General features: G+C 65.6%; 20 protein-coding genes and 1 pseudogene. 10 read left to right on the forward strand and 11 right to left on the reverse strand.

Annotation, left to right across the window (positions count from 1 at the left end; translation table 11 throughout):
• Positions 1-6: 6 nt before the first annotated feature.
• Entirely contained in the window at positions 7-1,338 is a 1,332-nt protein-coding gene (locus J7I92_RS01270; protein ID WP_311380008.1) for an extracellular solute-binding protein, read from the reverse strand.
• A gap of 175 nt (positions 1,339-1,513) precedes the next feature.
• Positions 1,514-2,266: a TetR/AcrR family transcriptional regulator gene (locus tag J7I92_RS01275; protein WP_214836231.1), complete on the reverse strand. Its 753-nt coding sequence runs from the start codon at positions 2,264-2,266 to the stop codon at positions 1,514-1,516.
• A gap of 145 nt (positions 2,267-2,411) precedes the next feature.
• On the opposite strand from J7I92_RS01275, the gene J7I92_RS01280 reads away from it, so the two are divergent.
• The 7 genes and pseudogenes from J7I92_RS01280 to J7I92_RS01310 all read left to right on the forward strand — a co-directional run bounded on the left by J7I92_RS01280 (position 2,412) and on the right by J7I92_RS01310 (position 8,183).
• On the forward strand, positions 2,412-3,341 hold the full coding sequence (locus tag J7I92_RS01280) for an NAD-dependent epimerase/dehydratase family protein (RefSeq protein ID WP_214836234.1): 930 nt from the start codon (positions 2,412-2,414) through the stop codon (positions 3,339-3,341).
• Positions 3,316-3,802: pseudogene (locus J7I92_RS01285) on the forward strand (MarR family winged helix-turn-helix transcriptional regulator). The gene J7I92_RS01280 and the pseudogene J7I92_RS01285 overlap by 26 nt, the downstream one beginning before the upstream one ends.
• A gap of 61 nt (positions 3,803-3,863) precedes the next feature.
• Complete coding sequence (locus tag J7I92_RS01290; RefSeq protein WP_214836237.1) at positions 3,864-4,679, forward strand: methyltransferase domain-containing protein; 816 nt, start codon at positions 3,864-3,866, stop codon at positions 4,677-4,679.
• Positions 4,680-4,769: 90 nt separating this feature from the next.
• A complete protein-coding gene (locus tag J7I92_RS01295; protein WP_214836239.1) occupies positions 4,770-5,261 on the forward strand; it encodes a hypothetical protein in 492 nt (163 codons plus the stop codon).
• A gap of 72 nt (positions 5,262-5,333) precedes the next feature.
• Positions 5,334-5,882, forward strand: coding sequence for a dihydrofolate reductase family protein (locus J7I92_RS01300; protein WP_214836242.1), 549 nt, complete (start codon positions 5,334-5,336; stop codon positions 5,880-5,882).
• A gap of 9 nt (positions 5,883-5,891) precedes the next feature.
• Positions 5,892-6,515 (forward strand): LysE family transporter, encoded by a 624-nt coding sequence (locus J7I92_RS01305; RefSeq protein ID WP_214836245.1) that lies wholly within the window; start codon positions 5,892-5,894, stop codon positions 6,513-6,515.
• A 126-nt stretch (positions 6,516-6,641) separates the two neighbouring features.
• Positions 6,642-8,183, forward strand: coding sequence for an HNH endonuclease signature motif containing protein (locus J7I92_RS01310; protein ID WP_214836247.1), 1,542 nt, complete (start codon positions 6,642-6,644; stop codon positions 8,181-8,183).
• A gap of 59 nt (positions 8,184-8,242) precedes the next feature.
• On the opposite strand, the gene J7I92_RS01315 is transcribed toward J7I92_RS01310, so the two are convergent.
• From J7I92_RS01315 to J7I92_RS01340, 6 genes are all read right to left on the reverse strand, one after another.
• Positions 8,243-9,808 carry a long-chain fatty acid--CoA ligase gene (locus J7I92_RS01315; RefSeq protein ID WP_214836250.1) on the reverse strand — a complete coding sequence of 522 codons (1,566 nt, stop codon included), beginning with the start codon at positions 9,806-9,808 and terminating at the stop codon, positions 8,243-8,245.
• 10 nt (positions 9,809-9,818) lie between these two features.
• Positions 9,819-11,144 carry an MFS transporter gene (locus J7I92_RS01320; RefSeq protein ID WP_214836253.1) on the reverse strand — a complete coding sequence of 442 codons (1,326 nt, stop codon included), beginning with the start codon at positions 11,142-11,144 and terminating at the stop codon, positions 9,819-9,821.
• 33 nt (positions 11,145-11,177) lie between these two features.
• Positions 11,178-11,633: a MaoC family dehydratase gene (locus tag J7I92_RS01325; RefSeq protein ID WP_214836256.1), complete on the reverse strand. Its 456-nt coding sequence runs from the start codon at positions 11,631-11,633 to the stop codon at positions 11,178-11,180.
• A 113-nt stretch (positions 11,634-11,746) separates the two neighbouring features.
• Entirely contained in the window at positions 11,747-12,982 is a 1,236-nt protein-coding gene (locus J7I92_RS01330; protein ID WP_214836259.1) for an acyl-CoA dehydrogenase family protein, read from the reverse strand.
• A gap of 1 nt (position 12,983) precedes the next feature.
• The gene (locus tag J7I92_RS01335) at positions 12,984-13,877 is read right to left on the reverse strand and encodes an amidohydrolase family protein (RefSeq protein WP_214836262.1); all 894 of its coding nucleotides are present in this window, start codon (positions 13,875-13,877) and stop codon (positions 12,984-12,986) included.
• 2 nt (positions 13,878-13,879) lie between these two features.
• Complete coding sequence (locus J7I92_RS01340; RefSeq protein ID WP_214836265.1) at positions 13,880-14,845, reverse strand: SDR family NAD(P)-dependent oxidoreductase; 966 nt, start codon at positions 14,843-14,845, stop codon at positions 13,880-13,882.
• A gap of 125 nt (positions 14,846-14,970) precedes the next feature.
• Between J7I92_RS01340 and J7I92_RS01345 the strand changes: the two genes are divergently transcribed.
• Positions 14,971-15,456: a MarR family winged helix-turn-helix transcriptional regulator gene (locus J7I92_RS01345; protein WP_214836267.1), complete on the forward strand. Its 486-nt coding sequence runs from the start codon at positions 14,971-14,973 to the stop codon at positions 15,454-15,456.
• A gap of 637 nt (positions 15,457-16,093) precedes the next feature.
• Here J7I92_RS01345 and J7I92_RS01350 read toward each other — a convergent pair.
• The 3 genes from J7I92_RS01350 to J7I92_RS23630 form a co-directional block, all read right to left on the reverse strand.
• Positions 16,094-16,366 (reverse strand): hypothetical protein, encoded by a 273-nt coding sequence (locus J7I92_RS01350; protein WP_251039297.1) that lies wholly within the window; start codon positions 16,364-16,366, stop codon positions 16,094-16,096.
• Positions 16,367-17,040: 674 nt separating this feature from the next.
• Positions 17,041-17,292 carry a dihydrofolate reductase family protein gene (locus tag J7I92_RS23625; RefSeq protein ID WP_311380011.1) on the reverse strand — a complete coding sequence of 84 codons (252 nt, stop codon included), beginning with the start codon at positions 17,290-17,292 and terminating at the stop codon, positions 17,041-17,043.
• Positions 17,285-17,587 carry a dihydrofolate reductase family protein gene (locus J7I92_RS23630; protein WP_251039298.1) on the reverse strand — a complete coding sequence of 101 codons (303 nt, stop codon included), beginning with the start codon at positions 17,585-17,587 and terminating at the stop codon, positions 17,285-17,287. The genes J7I92_RS23625 and J7I92_RS23630 overlap by 8 nt, the downstream gene beginning before the upstream one ends.
• Before the next feature lie 166 nt (positions 17,588-17,753).
• Between J7I92_RS23630 and J7I92_RS01360 the strand changes: the two genes are divergently transcribed.
• Together J7I92_RS01360 and J7I92_RS01365 are read left to right on the forward strand one after the other, a co-directional pair.
• Positions 17,754-18,185: a LexA family transcriptional regulator gene (locus J7I92_RS01360; protein ID WP_214836273.1), complete on the forward strand. Its 432-nt coding sequence runs from the start codon at positions 17,754-17,756 to the stop codon at positions 18,183-18,185.
• Positions 18,178-19,491, forward strand: a complete 1,314-nt coding sequence (locus J7I92_RS01365; protein WP_214836275.1) for a Y-family DNA polymerase — start codon at positions 18,178-18,180, stop codon at positions 19,489-19,491. Before J7I92_RS01360 ends, J7I92_RS01365 begins: the two co-directional genes overlap by 8 nt.
• The last annotated feature ends 15 nt before the right edge of the window (positions 19,492-19,506 follow it).

Below are 19,506 nucleotides of genomic sequence, written 5' to 3' on the forward strand. Positions count from 1 at the left end.
GGGTGCTTAGACCGGGTTCGGCATGGCGAGGACCGCATTGATGCGCTTCATAAACGCGTCCCAGCCGTCCGTGGCTTTGTCCCTCCCGAGGAACACGTTCTGCACGTTCTCGGCGAAATAGCTCTGGAAGTCGGATCCGGAACCCGTGAACCAGGCCTCGGGATCGTAGTTGATGATGTCTGCGGCATGGACATAGTCCGCCTGCGGTTTCAGCGCCGCATACTCCTTGGATTTCACCACCGGCTGGTAGGCGGGAATATGGCCCGCCTCGGCCCAGGACAGCGAGCCCTTGAGCATCGACGCCACGAACTGGTACACCCCGCGGCGCTTGGATTCGTCCAGCTTGGCCTGGTGCGGCAGCACAAACGAGTGGGAGTCGGCGAAGGCCGCTGGCGTGCCGAAAAGGGTGGGGATGGTGCTTGCGCCCAGCGGAACACCCGCCGTCTTCATCGTGGGCAACTCCCACACGCCGGTGAAAAGCAGCCCCGAACCCTGGCCGGCGAACTCCGCGATGGCCGTGCCGCCGTCGCCGCTTTTGGTGGCTATGGTGTTATCCAGCAGCGATTTGATGAATTCCAGGCAGTCGATGGCCACGTCGCGCTCCACCTGGGCCGGATTGCCGGGGCCCAGGACGAACTCCGCCCCGTGCTGGCGGTAGAGGGTATAGAACAGCCGCCACATCTGCGCACCGTCGCCCAGGTATCCGTAGGAAAGCCCGTGCTTGCCGGTGACGCGCTGAAGTTCCCGGCTCACTTCGAGGAACTGGGACGGCGAGGAGATCTCGACTATTCGGCCATCGCGTCCCAGCACGTTGGCCTTGTCCGCCACCTCGGTGTTGTAGAGCATCACGAAGGGGTGCGAGTCCAGCGCCAGGGAAAACACCTGGCCGTTGAACTGGCTCTTCTCCCAGATTCTCGGGCCGAAGTCCTCCGGACGTACGCCGTACTCCGCCAGCAGGTCCAGGTCCCAGGCATCCAGCAGTCCGCCGGGCGCATACCCGGGGACCCTGGCCGCATGCATCACGGCCACCTCGGGCGGCCGCCCGCCCGCAGAGGCCATGGCCAGCTTGGTGTAGTACGGCGCACCCCAGGCGAGCACGGTGGGCTTGACCCGGTACTCCGTATGGTCCGCGTTGGCCTTATCGATCATGGCCATCATCTTGATGCCGTCGCCGCCGGAGAGCAGGTGCCAGAAACGGATGTCCTCCGTCGCTGCCTGGGCCGCACCGCCGCAGCCGGTCAGACCCGCTCCGAGCGCGAGGCTGCCTGCGAGCACACCGCCTCCGAGCAGCAATTGCCTGCGGGTCACCTGCGTGGGGCGGAAATCAACTTGCTTCACCGTCTCTCCTATGGACGTAGCCGTTGGAAAAGTTTGCCGGCCGTCCGGCTGACGCCGGCCCTTAGGGCCGGGCCTGACGGCTGTGGGCTGACACACACTTTATATCGTTGTAAATCGACATTCAAGAGTTTTTGTTAGCGTTCACAAATTGTTGCGCCCGGGTGCGGGCCGCATACTACTGGAGCCCGCCGACTCCGGCCAGTACCCGCAGGTGATGCTCGAAAAGTTCCGCCCTGGCCGCGAAGGTGCCCTCACCATACTGGCCAAAGACCTCAAAGCTGATGGCCCCGAACAGCGAGGTCCACACCAGCGCGCCGCGGGCCAGCAGCCGGTCCGGGATCGCCAGCCCGAGCTCCTCCCGGATTCGGGCCAGGTCCGCCGCCAGTGGCCCCGGAATTGCGCCCACAGCCGTCGCCGCAGCATCCGCCGGAGCGGCCGCGGCGGCGTGCACCACGCCGGCCCGGAAGGCGGCGTCGAAGATGGCCATCAGGCTGTAAATTACGCGGGTCCCCGGAACGGTGGTGCGCTCCGCCGGGGCCCGGTATCCGGGCACGGGACTCCCGAAGAGCAGTGCGTAGCGGGCCGGCTCGCGGATGGCCCAGCCCCGGACGGCGCGTCCCACTGCCTGGAAGCGCCCTGCGTAGTCGACTTCGGACACGCGGGCGACGGCGGCATCCACTTCGTCAGCCAGCTCTCCATAGGCGTCGATCAGCAGGAGGGTCAGCAGTTCGTCGCGGCTTTCCACGTATCTATACACGGCGGAGGAGACGACGCCCAGGTCCCTGGCCACAGCCCGAAGCGAGAGCGCGGCGGCGCCATGGGCAGCGAGGTGCTCGCGGCCCAGCCTGATGATGTCGGCGATGGTCTGCGCCCTTGCCCGCTCGCGGGGCGTGCGGAGGGCCGGCGTGGTGGAGTCGGGGACTGGCATGCCATTAGCATTCCACATTTCAGAGCACCGGCAACAAATAAGAGCAGCGCTCTTGACGTCGAGGCGATGGGGCGCGCATTCTTATTTCGAGAGCACCGCTCTCCGGGATGGAAGTCCAGGCTGAGGCCAGACGAAAGAGAAGCAAATGAGCGAACTGTATGTTGTCACCGGAGCAGGCCCGGTCGGCTGGACCATCGCTGAACAGCTTGCGGACCAGGGAAAGCAGGTCCGGCTGCTTACCCGCTCAGGCAGCGGCCCCCGGCATCCCCTGGTGGACAGGATGCGGTTGGATGTCTCCGACCCGCAGCTGCTCGGCCAGGCGTTCGCGGGAGCGTCGGCCGTGTTCCACTGCATTCATGCCTCGGCTTACACAGCGGATGCATGGCGGCGGGAGCTCCCAAGTATCGAGCAAGCAGCGCTGGCAGCGGCCGGGAAGGCGGGCGCCGTCGTCGTTTTTCCGGAAAGCCTGTACTCCTACAGCCGTCCGGACACCGTCATGGCGGAGGACAGCCCGAGGGAGGCAACGGGCGGCAAACGCGGCATCCGCACCGAGCTGCTGAAGGCACGGGCGGCCTCCCCCACCAACACCGTAAGCGTCGTGGCGGGTGATTTCTTTGGTCCTCGCGTTCGGACGTCGCATGCCGGCGAACGGATCGTGCCCGCGCTCCTGGCCGGGAAGCGGCTGCTGGTGATCGGCAGTGCGGGGCAGCCGCACTCCTTCACGTACGTGCCGGATCTTGCCGCAGCCATGATCCGGGCCGCCGGGACGCCGTCACTGTGGAACCGGGTATGGCTCGCGCCCACCGGTCCTGCCCTCACGCAGCGCCAACTTGCGGCAGCCTTCGCCGGGGCCGGGGGCGTGCCGGCTCCCAAGATGGGCGCCGTACCAGGCTGGCTCCTCCGGGCCATGGGAGTGTTCTCGCACGGCACCCGGGAGCTGGCCGAGATGCTCTACCAGTTCGAGCGGCCGTTCGTGATGGACTCCCGGGAGAGCGAGGCGGGCCTGGGATTGCGTCCGACCCCCCTGCCGGAGGCCGCCGCGGCAACTGTTGCCTGGTGGCGGGCACAGGATTGAGACTGCGCTACCGGCGGCCGGCGCCCTGCACCTGCAGGAGTTCACGCTGGAGGCCAACCGTTATGTGGATTCGGCCGGCGGCCGCAACGACATGCACCGCAATGACCCCTCAACGCGCTCGCCGTGATCATGAGGCACACCGCCAAGGACCAGGTCGTCACGCCGGGGATGCTCAGGAAAGAGCTGAACCTCAGCTCGCCCGCCACCACGACGCTCATCGACCGGTTGCACAACTCGGGACACGTGGTGCGGGAACGGCAGGGATCGGATCGCCGGCAGGTCCAGCTCCGCATGACACCCAAGGCCTACCGCGACGGCGGCGCCATGTTCCTCCCGCTGGCACGCGAGATGGGAGCGGCGATGGCAGAATTCACGCCAGCGGACTGGAGGTGGCCGCGCGTTTCATGGGGTCAATGATGGAGGCGACCATCCGCGCAGCCCGGGAAGCGGCCGGAGAATAAACTCCCGGTTTTCGTTCCGCCGCTGCATCGCATTTTACTGCCGGAGTTGTAGCGTTTCCCTATGAGTGCGCAGCAGCCTGAAGACGTGTACACGCACGGACACCACGAGTCGGTGGTCCGCGCCCATGCCTCGCGGACGGCTGAGAATTCAGCCGCGTTCGTGATTCCGCATCTCACCCGCGGTGCGTCGGTCCTGGACGTAGGATGCGGGCCAGGCAGCATCACCTGCGATTTTGCCGGGCTCGTCGCGCCCGGACATGTGACCGGGCTGGACCGCTCCCCGGACGTGATCGCCCGCGCCACGGAGCTCGCCACCGAACGCGGCGTGGAGAACGTCGAGTTCGTGGCCGGCAACATCTATGACCTCGACTTCGAGGACGGGACGTTCGACGTCGTCCATGCCCACCAGGTGCTGCAGCACCTGACGGATCCGGTGGAGGCGCTGCGCGAAATGCGCCGGGTGGCCAAGCCGGGCGGCATTGTGGCCGTGCGCGACGCCGATTTCCACGGCATGAGCTGGTACCCTGCCATCCGCGAACTGGACGAGTGGATGGACCTGTACCAGAGGATCGCGCGCCGCAACGGCGCCGAGCCCGATGCAGGGCGCCGCTTGGTTTCTTGGGTCCAGGCCGCTGGCTTTACCGACGTCGCCCCCACCAGCAGCAACTGGCTGTATGCCACGGGCCAGCAGCGCAGGTGGCAAGCCAGGGTGTGGGGCGAGCGCGTGCTGCACTCGGCGTTCGCGGACCAGGCGCTGGAGTACGGCTTCGCCAACGCAGCGGACCTGGCCCGGATCTCGGCAGGATGGCACCGCTGGGGCTCCACGGACGACGGCTGGTTCCTGATTCCCAACGGCGAGGTCATCGCCCGGGCCTAGGTTCGTCAGGTCCCCCAACCGGGCGGCGCGATATCCACATAGGGCAAAAATCCTGTGAGTCGCGGACGATGCCAGCCATAGCCTCGGAGAATGATCATTCAAGCAGGTTTCGACCTCGAGATTTTGGCCAGGCCGTTCATCGTCCAGGACGGAATTGTCCTCCCCAGGCTCGTGGTGATTGGCCTGGATGTCGATATGCAGCTGGACTGCCTGGAGGTTATCAGTGAAAAATTCGGCGGGTCACTGGAACCCCATTTCGATGCAATTCTGAGTCCGCTGGACCCTGAATGGACCAAGTATTTTGCGATCGCCCATGCCGGAACTTGGTCAGAGCGCGACTACTACCCTGAGGATCCAATTCATCGTAAGGCGACGAAGCTGGCGCGCGTGGCAGCGCAGCGGGGGTTCCGCATGATCGGGCATTTCGGCCAGGACGAAACCGGGCACATGTCTGCCGGCGCCCATTACTACTTTGATCAATACCCGAGCCATGATGACCTCCCATGCACCATGACTCACTGGGAGAGCTCACACCTACAGCACATGTGCCGCACATGTGCCGGCGCTGCGGCGCCTGACTGATCGCCTTGGGCCCATTCCCCTGGGGCACGTCTGTCCCTAGGATGCTGAGGGAACCCAATCGAGGAGAACCCAATGCGAACATTGATGGCAGGACTTTTCTATTCGGTGGACGGCGTGGTTGAGTCGCCCAACCTCTGGCAGTTCGACAGTTTCGACGACGAACTCGGCGCCGGGATGAACCAAATGATGGCCCGTGTGGACACCGGCATCATGGGCAGGGTGGGCTACGAGCAATGGGTTAGCTACTGGCCAAGCGCGGCCGATGACGCCGATTTTGGAACGTTCATCAACAAGCTGCCGAAGTTCGTGGCCTCAAGGACCCTCTCAGGGGACCTCGGATGGCAGAACTCGAGCCTCATGGACGCTCCGCTGGAGGAGTTCGTGGCCAGCCTCAAGGAGGGCGACGGCGGCGACATTGCTGTTTTCGCCAGCATCTCCCTGACGCGGCAGCTCTTGTTCGCCGGCCTGCTCGACTCCCTGATGCTGATGGTCCACCCGGTGGTGGCCGGGAGCGGGCGGCGGTTGTTCGAGGACGGCGACCCGGTGACGCGGCTGGAGCTCCAGGATTCGCAGCGGACCAGCAAGGGGAACATGGTCCTCAGCTACCGCCTCCGCCCCTAAAATGGATGGGTGCAACCCTCCCTTTGGCTGGCCTTGGCCGGCGCCGGCGTCCTGATCAGCTTCACCCCCGGAGCGGGTGCCATCAACACGATGAGCAACTCGCTGAATTCGGGTTTCCGCCGCTCCATCTGGGGGATCCTGGGCCAGCAGGCCGCGCTGGTGGTCCACGTTCTGATCGTGGCACTGGGCGTAGGTGTCCTGGTTGCAAGCTCGCCGGTGGCCTTCAACGTGATCCGGTACGCGGGCGCCGCCTACTTGGTCTATCTGGGCATCCGTCAGTTCCTGCACAAGCCGGACCTGGACCAGGAGAAAGCGGCCGAACTCCGGAACGAACCGGCCGCCTCCATGTTCCGCCGTGGGCTTTGGGTCAACCTGCTGAACCCCAAGGCCGTGGTCTTTTTCCTGGCGTTTATGCCCCAGTTCATCAGGCCGGAGCAACCGCTGCTGCCCCAGTACCTTGCCCTGACCGCTACGGTGGTGGTCATCGACATTCTGGTGATGTGGTTTTTCTTCGCCGCCGCCGCCAAGTCGTTCCAGCGGTTTACGCATAACGCGCAAGGGCAGAAGGTCCTCAACCGGACCTTCGGTGTGCTTTTCGTGGCCGTCGGAATCATGCTCGCGCTGATCCACTAGCCGGGGCCGCGGCGGGCAGGGCAATTTCCCGCCAAAGCCCCGTGCAGGGCATCCGTAGGTGCCGGGGCCACAACCCACATTCCGGATCCCGGCAAAAATGTCGGTGCCCCCTGTCATGCTGTGGGTATGGAAAGCAGAGCAGCTGTGGTGGCGTTGGAGGGCATCGAGTCCTCCGTCGCTGCGTTGGCTGTTTGTGTCCGCGGCGCGGCCGGTGAGGTGGCCCCGACCGGTGTTGATCCGGCGGGCGGGGATCCGGCGGGCGGGGATCCGGCCGGCGGGGATCCGTTGCGGGATCAGGCGGATGCGTTCCTGGACGGCCTGGCGGAGGCGGGCAGGGCGGAGGCCCGGCTGGCCGCGCTGAAGGTGCACCTGGCCGCGGGCTACGCCGCCGCGGCGGAGGCTTTGGCGGCACCGGCAAAGTCCCCGCAGGAGCACACGGCGCAGGAGATGGCGGTGACCGCGGAGGTCGCGTGTGTGCTGACGGTCAGTGAACGCAGTGCCGGTGCCTTGCTGTGTGAGGCCCGCACCCTGACCGCCGGGCTGCCGTTGACGCTGGCCGCGTTGCAGGCCGGGACCATTTCGTGGCAGCACGCACGGATCCTGTGTGATGAAACAGCGAACCTGGAACCGGCCGCCGCCGCCGCGTTGGAAGCGCATTTCCTGGACCCGGACGCGGTGAACCCGGCCCGGGGTTGCCCGGCCGGGGAACTGGTGCCTGGCCGGTTCCGGGCCAAGGCACGGGCCTGGCGGGAGCGGCACCACCCGGTGAGCATCGAGACCCGTCATACCAAGGGCGCCGCGGACCGGCGGCTGGAGTATGTTCCGGACCGGGACGGGATGGCGTGGCTTTCGGCGTACCTGCCGGCCGATACCGCGGCGGGGATCTGGGACCGGGCCACCACCGCCGCACGTGCCTTGCAGGGCCCCGCAGAATCACGGACCCTGACGCAGCTCCGGGTGGATGTTGCTTCCGAGTGGCTGCTGGGCGGTGTGATGGAGGGAACCCCGTCCCCGGCCGCGCAGGTCCTGGTCACCGTCCCGGTGTTTTCGCTGCTCGGTCTGACGGAGGAACCGGCCATGCTGGACGGGTACGGGCCGATCCCGCCGTCCATGGCCCGCCGCCTCGTCGCGGACGGCGCCGCCTCGTTCCGGCGGGTCCTGACCGACCCGCGTAACGGGGCACCCTTGGAAATCGGACGCAGCACCTACCGGATCCCGCCGACCTTGCGGCAATGGCTCCGGCTCCGGGACGGGCGCTGCCCTTTTCCCGGGTGCAACAACCCCTCCCTGGACAACGACGCGGACCACCTCCTGGCCTGGGCAGACGGCGGAACTACCGGGATCAGCAACCTCGGCCAGCCCTGCCGCAGGCACCACCGACTGAAACACACCACAGCCTGGACCCCCGTCGGCGCGACAGCCAACGAACCACCCGGCTGGACTTCACCCGCCGGACGGTCCTACCGCAGCGAACACCAGGACTGGGAACCACCACACTGGCCCGAGTTGACCGGCCCCGGGGACGAAGACCAAGGCAGCGAACCGCCCGACCTGTCCGACTGGACGGATTGGGTGGAGAGCGCGGAAAACCCTTACGACGCCGGGGGCCTCGGCCCGCCACTACCGGTGGATCCCTTCCCTGAATGGGCGTTCTTCACAGCCGCCTAGGGTCACCCCTCCTCAACGGAAACGGCCTCTGTTCAGGATGCCGCCGGCGAACTTGCACGCTACTGCAGCTGGCCGTTCGCTGGCATGAGCTTCCGCAGGTCCGTTTTCCGGATCTTCCCGCTGGCTGTCCGGGGCATCTCGTCCACGAACACCACTGACTTGGGGATCTTGTAGCGGGCCAGCCGGCCCTCCAGGTGAGCACGCAGCTGCTCTTCGCTCAGCTGCGCTCCCTCGCGAAGGGTCACCACCGCCCGGGGAACCTCACCCCATTTGTCGTCCGGGACGCCGATCACCGCTACGCTGCCCACAGCTTCCAGTTCGGCGATGGCTGCCTCGACCTCCGCCGGATAGATGTTCTCGCCGCCGGAGATGATCATGTCCTTGATGCGGTCCGAGACAAACAGGAAGCCCTCCTCGTCCTGGAAGCCCAGGTCGCCGGAGCGGAACCAGGTGCAATCCGCATAGCTATCGGCGGTGGCATCGGGACGGTTCCAGTACTCCCTGATGACGTTGGGCCCGGAGACCTGGATCTCCCCCACCTGCCCCACCTCGGCCGGTCCGCCCAAGGGATTGGCGATGCGAACGTCGGTGAAGAAGTGCGGCAAGCCTGCGGACCCCGCTTTCTCCCGGGATCGTGCCACGGGCAGCATGGTGGCGCCGGGCGCGGTTTCGGTCATGCCGTAGCAGCTGGTGAAGCCGATGCCGCGCTCCTCGTAGGCGTCCAGCACGCGTCGTGGAATTGCCGACCCGCCGCACGTGAGCTTGTCCAGGGAGCCGAGGTCCGCCGTCGGCCAGTCCGGATGGTCGCAGAGCATCTGGAACGTCGTGGGAACGCCATTCAGGGTGGTGACCTTGTGCTGGCTGACCAGTCCAAGCACCCTGCCGGCGTCGAACTTGGCTTCGAGGACCACCGTGGCGCCCTTGAGCAGCATCGGGAGCAGCCCCATATCCAGTGACGCCACGTGGAATAGCGGGGAGATCATCAGCGCCACGTCGTTCCGGCTCAGGTCCATGTCCACCACGGTGTTAAAGCAGTTCCAGGTGATGTTGCCGTGCGTCAGCAACGCACCCTTCGGCCTGCCGGTGGTGCCGGAGGTGTAGAGAATCATGGCGCCGTCCTCGAGGCCTACGGCCACGTCCAGCGGAGTCGCGGCAGCCGCCTGAAGCACCCCTTCATAATGTTCGACGCCGGATGGCAGCCCAACAGCGGAACTTTCCGTACCGCCGTCGGACGCCACAACGAAGCGGTGGGTCACCGCGGTGTCCACGACGGACGCTGCCGCCACGGCATCAAGTGCGCTCGCGTTCACCAGCAGCCGAGCCCCGGAGTCCTGCAGCTGGAACTGCAGCTCGGGAGCCGCAAGCCGCGTGTTCAGCGGGACGAAGATGGCACCCAGCAGCCCGCAGGCGAAGAAGGTCTCCACGAAGGACGGATCGTTCTCGCCGAGGTACGCCACCCTATCGCCCTTGGCCACTCCCCTGCAGCCAAGGGCGTTGGCCAGCCGGTCCGTGCGCTCGGCGAGCTGGCCGTAGCTGACGGCTCGGTCCGCCGACACGAGGGCTGTCTTGGGTCCGGACTTCTGGCGGCGGCGGTGCAGCCAGGATCCAACTCCGTTGTTGTCCATGCTTGTGCTCCTAATCGACCGAAGTGAGGTCGTTATTCTTAGACTCCCGCGTCAGCAGGATGAAGACAATCGAAACCGTTGCCATGACGGACAGGAAGACCACCACGGGGACGACGCTCTGTCCGGAATCCTTGTACAGGCCGGCAACGATTCCCGGTGTGAAGCCCGCGCCGATCAGCGTGGCCAGCTGGTAGCCCACCGCGGCGCCGGTGTAACGGGAGGTGGTGCCAAACTGCTCCGACACAAACGCCGCCAGCGGTCCGTACAGGCTCGAGTGCAGCACCAGGGCCACGGTAAACGCCAGGAAGACCAGGCCGACGTTCCCGGAGCCGAGCATTCCGAACATCGGGAACAGGTAGGCGACGAACAGGGCCAGTCCGGCAACCATCACGGGCCGGCGGCCAAAGCGGTCGGACAGCCTTCCGCCGAGCAGGACGAACAGGATGGAGATGGCCGAAGCACCGGCGAAGGCGTACAGCACGCCCTGCTGCGGGGCACCTTTGGACACCGCGTAGGTAATGGAGAACGTGGGCAGCACCACCTGCAAACCGAAGCCCGCGGCACCGGCGAACATGATCATGATCAGGGCCTTGGGGCGGCGCAGCACTTCAAGCAGCGGAATCTTGCGCTTGGCGCCATCCCTGCTTTCCTTGGCCACTGCCTCGGCGAAGATGGGGCTCTCGGAGACCCGCAACCTGACGAACATCCCGACAATCAGGAGCACAAAGGACAGCAGGAACGGCACCCGCCAGCCCCAGGCAAGGAAGGCCTCCTGCGGCAAGGCGGAGAAGATGCCCATCACTACCGTGCCGAGCACGGCGCCGGTGGGGGCGCCGGCGTTGACGAAGGACGCTGCAAAGCCCCGCCGTTTGGGATCAGAGTGTTCCAGGGCCATGAGCGCGGCGCCGCCCCACTCACCGCCGACGGCGATTCCCTGGCAGACCCGGAGGAGTACCAGGATGACGCCGCCCCAGGGGCCGATCATGCCGGCGCCGGGAATCAGGCCGATAAGAGTGGAGGCAATGCCCATCACCGCCATGGAGACGATGAGCATGCCCTTGCGGCCCACGCGGTCGCCGAAGTGGCCGAAAATGACGCCGCCGAGCGGCCGGGCAAGGTAGCCGGCGGCGAACGTGGCGTAGGCGGCGACGACGCCCACCCACTCGTCCGTCCCGGCAAAGAAGACCTTCGGGAAGGCCACGGCAGCGGCCGTGGCGTACAGCAGGAAGTCGTAGAACTCGATGGTGCTGCCCAGATAGCTGGACATAATGACCGTGCGCGCTTCTTTGCGCTTCGCGGCCGTCGCCGCAGGTGCGAGCGTGGTGCGTCCTGACATGGCTGTTCCTTAGGACAGAGGGATAAGGGCGGTCTACTTGTAGAAGCGGGCGAGGAATTCGGCCACGACGGCGGGCCGCTCCTGGCCTTCGATTTCGATGGTGTTGGACACCTTGATCTGGGCGCCGCCCTTGACCTCGGTGACTTCGGCGATGGTGGCCTGCATCCGGATCCGCGAGCCCACCTTCACCGGTGACGTGAAGCGGACCTTGTCCAGTCCGTAGTTCACTTTGGTGGTCACGCCGTCGACGTCGAACAGCTCGCCCCAGAACGGGATGATGAGCGAGAGCGTGAGGAAGCCGTGCGCGATCGGGGTGCCGAACGGGCCCTCCTTGGCACGTTCGGGGTCCACATGGATCCACTGGTCATCGCCGGTGGCGTCGGCAAATTTGTTGATCTGTTCCTGCGTGATTTCGCGGTATTCGGTCACGCCGAGGTCGGTTCCGGCGAGCGTGAGCAGTTTGTCGAAGTCGACGACGAGATTGGGCATCTTTGCCTCCTGTGGCGGTGTTTCGGTTGCGGTTTTTGGAGTTGCTGAAGTACGACGGCGGTGCGGTGCCGCCGCCGTCGGGGTTCAGTTGTGGTTGAGTCGGGTTCGCGCGGCTAGCGTGCGAAGGCGCTTTCGCCGGTGAGGGCGCGGCCGACGATGAGGGCGTTGATTTCGTGCGTGCCTTCATAGGAGTAGACGGCTTCGGCGTCGGCGTGGAACCGGGCGGCGCCGGCGGCGAGCGTGATGCCGTTGCCGCCCACCACTTCCCGGGCGAGCGCCACGGTTTCACGCATCAGCAGGGACGTGTGCATTTTGGCCAGGGCAGAGTCCTGGTCGCGGTAGGTCCCTTTGGCCTGCTGTTCGGTCAGCCGGACCACCAGAGACAGGCTGGCCGTGACGTTGCCGAGCATCCGGGCCAGTTTTTCCTGGACCAGCTGAAACGATCCCAGCGGGCGGCCGAACTGGTTCCGTTCGGTGACATAGGCCAGGGCGGCTTCGAACGCTCCGGCCTGGATGCCGGTGGCGATCCAGGCGACGTCGGAGCGCATGGCCCGGAGCATCGCGGCGACGTCCCGGAACGAGTTCACGTTGTGCAGCCGCATGGCCTCGGAAACGCGAACGCCCTCCAGGGTGATGTGGGCGTTCTGCATCATCCGCAGCGCGGTCTTGCCGTGGATCTTCTGCAGGGTAACGCCCTCCGCTTCCCGGTCGACGAGGAAGGCCTTGACCTGTCCGTCCGCCAAGTCCCGGGCGAACACGGCAAGCACATCCGCCGTGGCGGCGCCGCCGATCCAGCGCTTGGCGCCGTCCAGGACCCATGTGCCGTCACCTTGCCGGCACGCGGTGGTGGCCAGGCCGCCGGCGATGTCTGAACCGGACTCCGGTTCGGTGAGTGAGAAGACGCCCTTGAGCGTGAAGTCAATGACCTTCGGCATCCATTCGGCCTGCTGCTCCGGCGAGGCGCCCACGCGGATGGCAGTGCGGAAGAGCCCGGCCTGGGCGGTGTACCAGGTGGCCAGCGAGGCGTCCGTACGGGCGAGCTCGAAGATGCGGAAGCCCTGGTAGAGGCCACGGGCGGGGCCGCGTTCCAGACCCCGGCCCGTCAGTTCAGCGGGCTCCATAAGGTCGAGGTCGATCAGGGGTTGTGCGAGCTGCTCCGGAAACTCGCCGCGCTCCCAGTAGTCGGCCAGCAACGGTTTTGCTTCCCGGTCCAGGAAGTCGCGGAGCCGTCCCAGCACGCGGCGTTCGCCGTCGGTCAGGAGGGACTCTGCGTCGTACCAGTCGGCAACGTCGTAGAGCCTTGTGTTTTCCGGGTCAACCACGGCGGGCTCCGCCGTCGTCGTATTCATTTCAGGCTCCCAAACCGAGGAGTCGGACTGCGTTGTGCTTCAGGATTTTCGGCCGCACCTCGTCCTTGAGCGGCAGGTCCGCGAACGCGCCGAGCCACTTCTGCGGTGTGATGAGCGGGAAGTCGGTGCCGAAGAGAACCTTGTCCTGCAGCACGGAGTTGGAAGCCTTCACGAGGGACTCCGGAAAGTACTTGGGCGACCAGCCCGAGAGGTCGATGAACACATTGGCTTTGTGCGTGGCTATGGAGTTGGCCTCGTCCTGCCAGGGCACCGAAGGGTGGGCCATAATGATCTGCAGGCCAGGGAAATCGGCGGCGACCGCGTCGAGCAGCAGCGGGTTGGAGTAGGCCAGCTTGATGCCGTAGCCTCCCGGCAGCCCGGCGCCCATGCCGTTCTGCCCGGTGTGGAAAATGGCGGGCAGGCCGAGCTCCTGGAGTGTCTCCCAGAGGGGGTAGAAGCGTTCATTGGAGGGGTCGAAGCCCTGCAGGCTGGGGTGGAACTTGAAGCCCCGCGCACCCAGTTCCACTGCCTGGTGCTTCGCGCCGGCGATGGCGTCCTCGCCGGTGCGGGGGTCGACGCTGCCGAAGGGGATCAGGACATCGTTGTTCCGGGCAGCGCCGGCGATCAGTTCCGGGATGCTGTTGGGCTCGTGTTTGAGCTGGGTGCGTGCGTCGACAGTGAACACGACGGCGGCCATGTTCAGTTCCCGGTACACCTCCGCGATGCGGTCCAGGGACGGGGTGCGGTCCTCGGCCTTGAAGTACTTGGCCGAGGCTTCCGTGAGGGCTTCGGGCAGGGAGCCGTGCCCGCAGCTGTCCACCTCAAGGTGGACGTGCATGTCGACGGCGTCGATCTTGGCGGCGTCGATGCCCAGTTCATAACGCGTGGAAGCCATGGCTAGCCGACCTTCGCAGCCACTGGCTGGTTCTGCTGGGCAGGACGCGCTTCAGGCTGCAGCTCGTCGGGCAGCGGCAGGAACTCCTCGCCGACGGTCTGCAGCTTGTCACCAAACAGCGGACCGAAGTTGTCCACCAGGTCCTGATAACGCCAGCCGCCGTCGCGGTATTCGGTGGCTGCGGCCTCCGGATGTGTCCAGAGCTGCAGGCGGTCGCCGCCGGCGCCGATGGCCTGGCCGGTGATGCCGGAAGCAGCGTCGGAGGCGAGGAACGCGACCAGTCCGGAGACGTCGTCGGCCGTTCCGAAACCGAGTTCATGGCGGAAGAAGGCCGGCATCGCTTCGCCGCGTTCGTCCGCCTCAACGGCCTTCTGGAAGTATGGGACGGTTTTGGTCATCGCGGTGGCGGCCACGGGGATGACGGCGTTGACGGTAACGCCTGCCTTCTTCATTTCCAGCGCCCAGGTGCGCACCATGCCCACGATGCCTGCCTTGGCGGCGGCGTAGTTGGTCTGGCCGAAGTTGCCGCGCTGGCCGGTGGGCGAACCGATCGTGATGATCCGGCCCGCGATGTTGTTTTCCTTGAAGTATGCGAAGGCCTCGCGGACGCAGGTGAAGGTGCCGCGGAGGTGGACGTTGATGACTGCGTCGAAATCGTCGTCGGTCATTTTCAGCAGGTTCTTGTCTCGCAGGATGCCGGCGTTGGTGACCAGGATGTCCAGGCCTCCGAATTCCTTGATTGCTGCCTCGACGAGCTTCTTGGCGACTTCGGTGCTGCCGACGGGAGCAACAACGGCGGCGGCCTTTCCGCCGTCGGCCTCGATGGTCCGGACCGCCTCCGCAGCCACGCCGGCATCCACGTCGTTGATGACGATCGCGGCGCCCTGGCGGGCGAGCTCCCGGGCATAGGCCAAGCCCAGTCCCCTGCCGCTTCCGGTGACGATTGCTACTTTTCCTGACAGGCTCATGGCTGCTCCTTTGCTAGCTGACCTTGTGCATCCAAGCCGTCGGCGTGGGATGCTGTTCTGTATCCATGAAAATATGGATAGTTGAAAAAGTCAACGATTTATTTTGCGGATTATTGGAGCTGGGCATGACGACGGAAACACAGGGCGGTCAGCGCACGGAACCGGCCCACCGGCTGGGCGCCGCGTCCATCAGCCAGGACCTCGGGTTCCTGCTCGCCAAATTGCACGCGGCGGGTTCGGTGCTGAACAACCGCGCGCTGGCGGCATTCGACCTCAAGGAGCGCTCGTACTCGATCCTGATCCTCGCAAACACCGGGCTGGAGCCGACGCAGCGCGAAATGGCGGACTTCCTCAGCCTGGACCCGAGCCAGATCGTGGCCCTGGTGGATGAGCTGGAGAAACGGGGGCTTGTGGTGAGGGCGCCGGGGAAACAGGACCGCCGGGCGAAGACTGTCACCGCCACCCCCAGAGGGGAAAAGCTGCTGCAGGAGGCCACGGAGGCGGCTCAACGGGCAGAGGCGGAAGCGCTCCGCGGCCTGGCCGCCGACGAATCGGCACAGCTCAAGGCCCTGCTTCAGAAGGCCCTCTGGGGTACAGAACCGGGTGAATGACTGCTGTTAGCGGTCGGGATCGCCCGGGGGCGGGCCGCCGTGACACTCGGCCCCACTGCGCCGCGCCAACTCGGCCATGACCACCGGCCCCACCAGCCCTGCATGGTTCGGGCCCGGGTTGGTGGCGCTGTTCCTCACGAAGCCGGCGAGGACTTCGAGCTAATCCGTGGGGACTGAGGACAGTGATGCGTAGGACTTGAAGACGCGCAGTTCGGCAAGGCCGGCGCGGCGGCCCCTGCGCGCGGTCACATGCACCTCGCGGGCAGCCTCAGAGTACGGGGACGAACAGCGGAGACGGCAGGAACACCGGAACCGGCAGCAGGTGCAGCGATGGCATATAGTTTCGGGTCCACGGGCGTCCTCAGCGAAGAATCGGGAGGCTGCCTTCATAACCCGAAGCCAGACTACCGCAGGCGGGCTCCGCAGCACACGGCCTTCCGGCCATAACATGCACCGTGGCGTCCGGGATCGCGGCCGGGTGTCCCGCCCTGCACAAAAAGCTTCCGGTCGAAAGGGCCGACGGCGACTGGGGACAGCCCGGGTCTCAGCGGGCTTTTCGCCGCCGGCCCCATAACAATTTTAGGAGATTCCGCCTCGCTGCGGGCGAGTGGACGCTACCCGTTTTTGTCCGGTCTGCCTAGGCGGATTCGGTCCCGGCCACGCGGCCCGCTGCACGGGCAGAGCGGCGGTTCCGGAGCCAGCGACGGAGGAGGTCCACCATGGCAAGCAGTCCCGCGAGCGGCGACAGAACAGCCGCGGCGTAGACGAAAAGCATCCAGGTGAGGGTCGCTATAGGGGGCTGGCTGGTGCTGAGTAGTGACAGGCCGCCGAAGAATGCAACCGTCCAAAAAAGCACCACGCCAAAGAGCACCGCGGCGGCAGGGAAATACTCGTTTGTCACTACGGTCATCACAGTATTCAATGCTCTTCCTCCTGACTGGTTTGCCGCTGGATATCACCGCGTCAATCTCAGTATGAGGGCAGGGAAACCCGGAACCCGGCAGGACGCAGAAAGCGTGACGAAAATAACTTGAGCCCTGCGTTTTGGGCGGCCTACATCAGACGCCGCCTCCTTGCCTTTCGGCGAACGGACCGTAGACTCGGCCCATGTCAGGTCGTGGGGGAACGAGACGGGTTTGCTGTTGCGCGGCACTGGTGTTGGGCGTGTTGCTGGCTGGCGGCATTGCAGGCTGCGCCTACGAGGATGCGGGCGATGCTCTGCCCGCGGCAAACCCTGAGCGCAGCAGGCGGCCTGCTCCTTCCGTCCCGACGAAGGGTCCGGAGATACTGGATGTCGAAGAGGGCAACTATGCCGAACTGGAAAAGCGCCTCGCGGTTGCGCGGGGGTCCGTGCTCCTTGCCGCTTCCGGCCCTGCCGACGGACCCGGGGTGGGCTTTAGTCAGTCCGCAACGGTGAAGACCGCCGGGGCGTATACCGTTACGGCCGCTTGCGTAGGCATGACGGAGGCGCAAATCTTCCTCTCCCGCCCAGGGTCGAGCGCGGAGCCGTTGGCACTCGACCGCCGGGATTCGGATCACCGTCGGATGACGGGACCGAAATAGCGAATCGCAGCGCCTTGGACTTTAGGCGCTGTCGCTCGAGTAACGGAGCAGAACGACTCCGTTGCCAAACGACCTCGTCTCCTCGAGCCGAAGGTTCATCCGCACATCGGGTGCCTCGAACAGCGGCCGGCCTTGCCCCAGAACCACGGGATTCACGTAAATGCGGAGTTCGTCGATCAGGCGGTGCCGCATGAAGGTCGAGGCCAAATTGGGCCCGCTAACGATTATGTCGCCGCCCGGCTGGGCCTTCAGTTCAGCGATTTGTTCAGGCACGACGGTGGATCGCCGTCGTGTTCCAGCCCGCCTGGGTAAGGGTTCGCGAAAACACGAATTTGGGCATGTCGCGCCAGATCCCGGCGAACTCCACCAGGGGCGCCGAGAGGTCCGGATCCTGTTCCGCCGTCGGCCAGACACTGGCCATCAGCTCAAAGGTGACACGCCCGAACATGAAGGCGCCCGTCGCCCGGAACTGCTCGTTGAAGTGGCGGTGGAGCTCGTCGTCCACCAGATGCCAGCTGATGTCCCGGTCGAGCCCTTCGAAGAACCCGTCCAAAGACACCATCGACATCAGCACGATCTTGCGAATTCAGGCACCTCCAGTGGCAGCGAAAGGCGGAGTGACCGCCGACGTACCTTCCAGTGAAGCACTCTTGGATCTCTGCCGGGGAGTAAACATTGTCGGGCCCAGGGTCTACACTAAAGATATCGAACATATATTCGAATAAAGGTGTGTTGTGGGCATAGATATCGGTCCCCGCGTGATAGATGCGGGAACTTCCCTGTTGTCGGTGCTGATCTCCCCGGTTCCGGTAGCAGCGGGCTACCCGTCGCCGGCACAGGACTACTTCGACGGCAGGATCGACCTCAATGAACACCTCATCAAGGACATCACCAGCACGTATGTCGTGCGGGTGTCCGGGGACTCGATGGAGGGGGCGGGGATCAGCGACGGGGACGAGCTGATCGTCAACCGCGCCCTGGACCCGAAGGACGGATCAGTCGTCATCGCCGTCCTGGACGGCGAACTGACGATCAAACGGCTGCGGATAACGGCATCCGGAGTGGTGCTTCAGGCGGACAACCCCAGGTACCCGGACATCCGGGTTCCGGCGTTGTCGGACCTGGTCATCTGGGGTGTGGCCACGCGGTGCCTCCACCATGTCTGACACTGCGGCGTCTGACACTGCGGCGCTCCTTAGCCCGCACCAGATCGCCCTGGTGGACGTCAACTGCTTCTACGCCTCGGCGGAACGCGCCTTTGACCCCTCCCTGGAAGGCCGGCCCCTGGTGGTCCTCTCCAACAACGACGGCTGCGCCGTCACCCGGTCCCCCGAGGCAAAGGCCCTCGGCATCCCCGTCGGCGAACCGTGGTTCAAGATTGCACCCCGCGCGAAGGAATGGGGCCTGGAAGTCCGGTCCAGCAATTACGAGCTGTACGGGGACATCAGCGCCCGCGTGATGCAGCTCCTGGGCCGGTACTCGGCCTGGTTGGAGGTGTACAGCATCGACGAAGCCTTCCTGGGAGTCAAAGGCACCCAGGATGAACTCAGGAGGCTCGGCCACAGCATCAAGGCAGCTGTCCGGCGCAATGTCGGGGTGCCGGTCTGCGTCGGGATTGCCGGCACCAAGACCCTTGCCAAGCTGGCCAACAAATGGGCAAAGAACAATCCCGGCCTCAACGGGGTATGCCACTGGGATGCCATGCCTGCCCCGGCCCGCGAAGCGCTCATGGCGCGGCTGTCCGTCATCGAGCTCTGGGGCGTCGCCGCGCGGCTTACCAAACGACTGAACAGCCAGGGCATCTACTCCATCCTGGACCTTGCCCGCGCCGATCCGGTGCGGATCCGCGACCGCTTCTCAGTGGTGCTGATGCGCACGGTCCTGGAACTGCGGGGAACTGCCTGCATCCCGCTGGAGGAGGAACGCATCGGACGCGAGCAGCTGATCTTCAGCCGCTCGTTCTCCACGCCCATCACCACCGCCGCGGACCTGCGCCAGGTCATGAGCGTGTACGCCCAGCAGGCGAGCGCCCGCCTGGCGAAACACGGACTGCAGGCCAAGCTCCTCACCGCCTTTGCGGGGACCTCGCACTACAACCCCGCCGACACCTCGTACCCTACGGTCTGCATCACGCTCCCCATGCCCACCGCCGATCCCGTCCTTCTGACGCGGGCCTCGCACGCCCTGCTCCCCAAGATTCAGGAAGGCATCAAATATGTTCGCGCGGGAATCATGGTCACGGATCTGCGCCCCACCGGGCAGCAGTCGCCGCTGCCGGCGTTCGCGAACCCGCATGAGGAACGCGGCATCGGAACGTTGCTGGAGGACATCAGCCGCAGGTTTGGGCGGGGCTCCGTGGGACTCGGACATGCGGGCATCCGCGGCGGACCTGACTGGTCCATGCAGCGCACCATGCTCTCACCCAGGTACACCACCAACTGGGACGAACTGCCGCTGGTCAAGGCAGCCTGAGCGCGTCACGGCAGC

It is taken from the genome of Arthrobacter sp. ISL-72 (assembly GCF_018613755.1).
GTDB lineage: Bacteria > Actinomycetota > Actinomycetes > Actinomycetales > Micrococcaceae > Arthrobacter.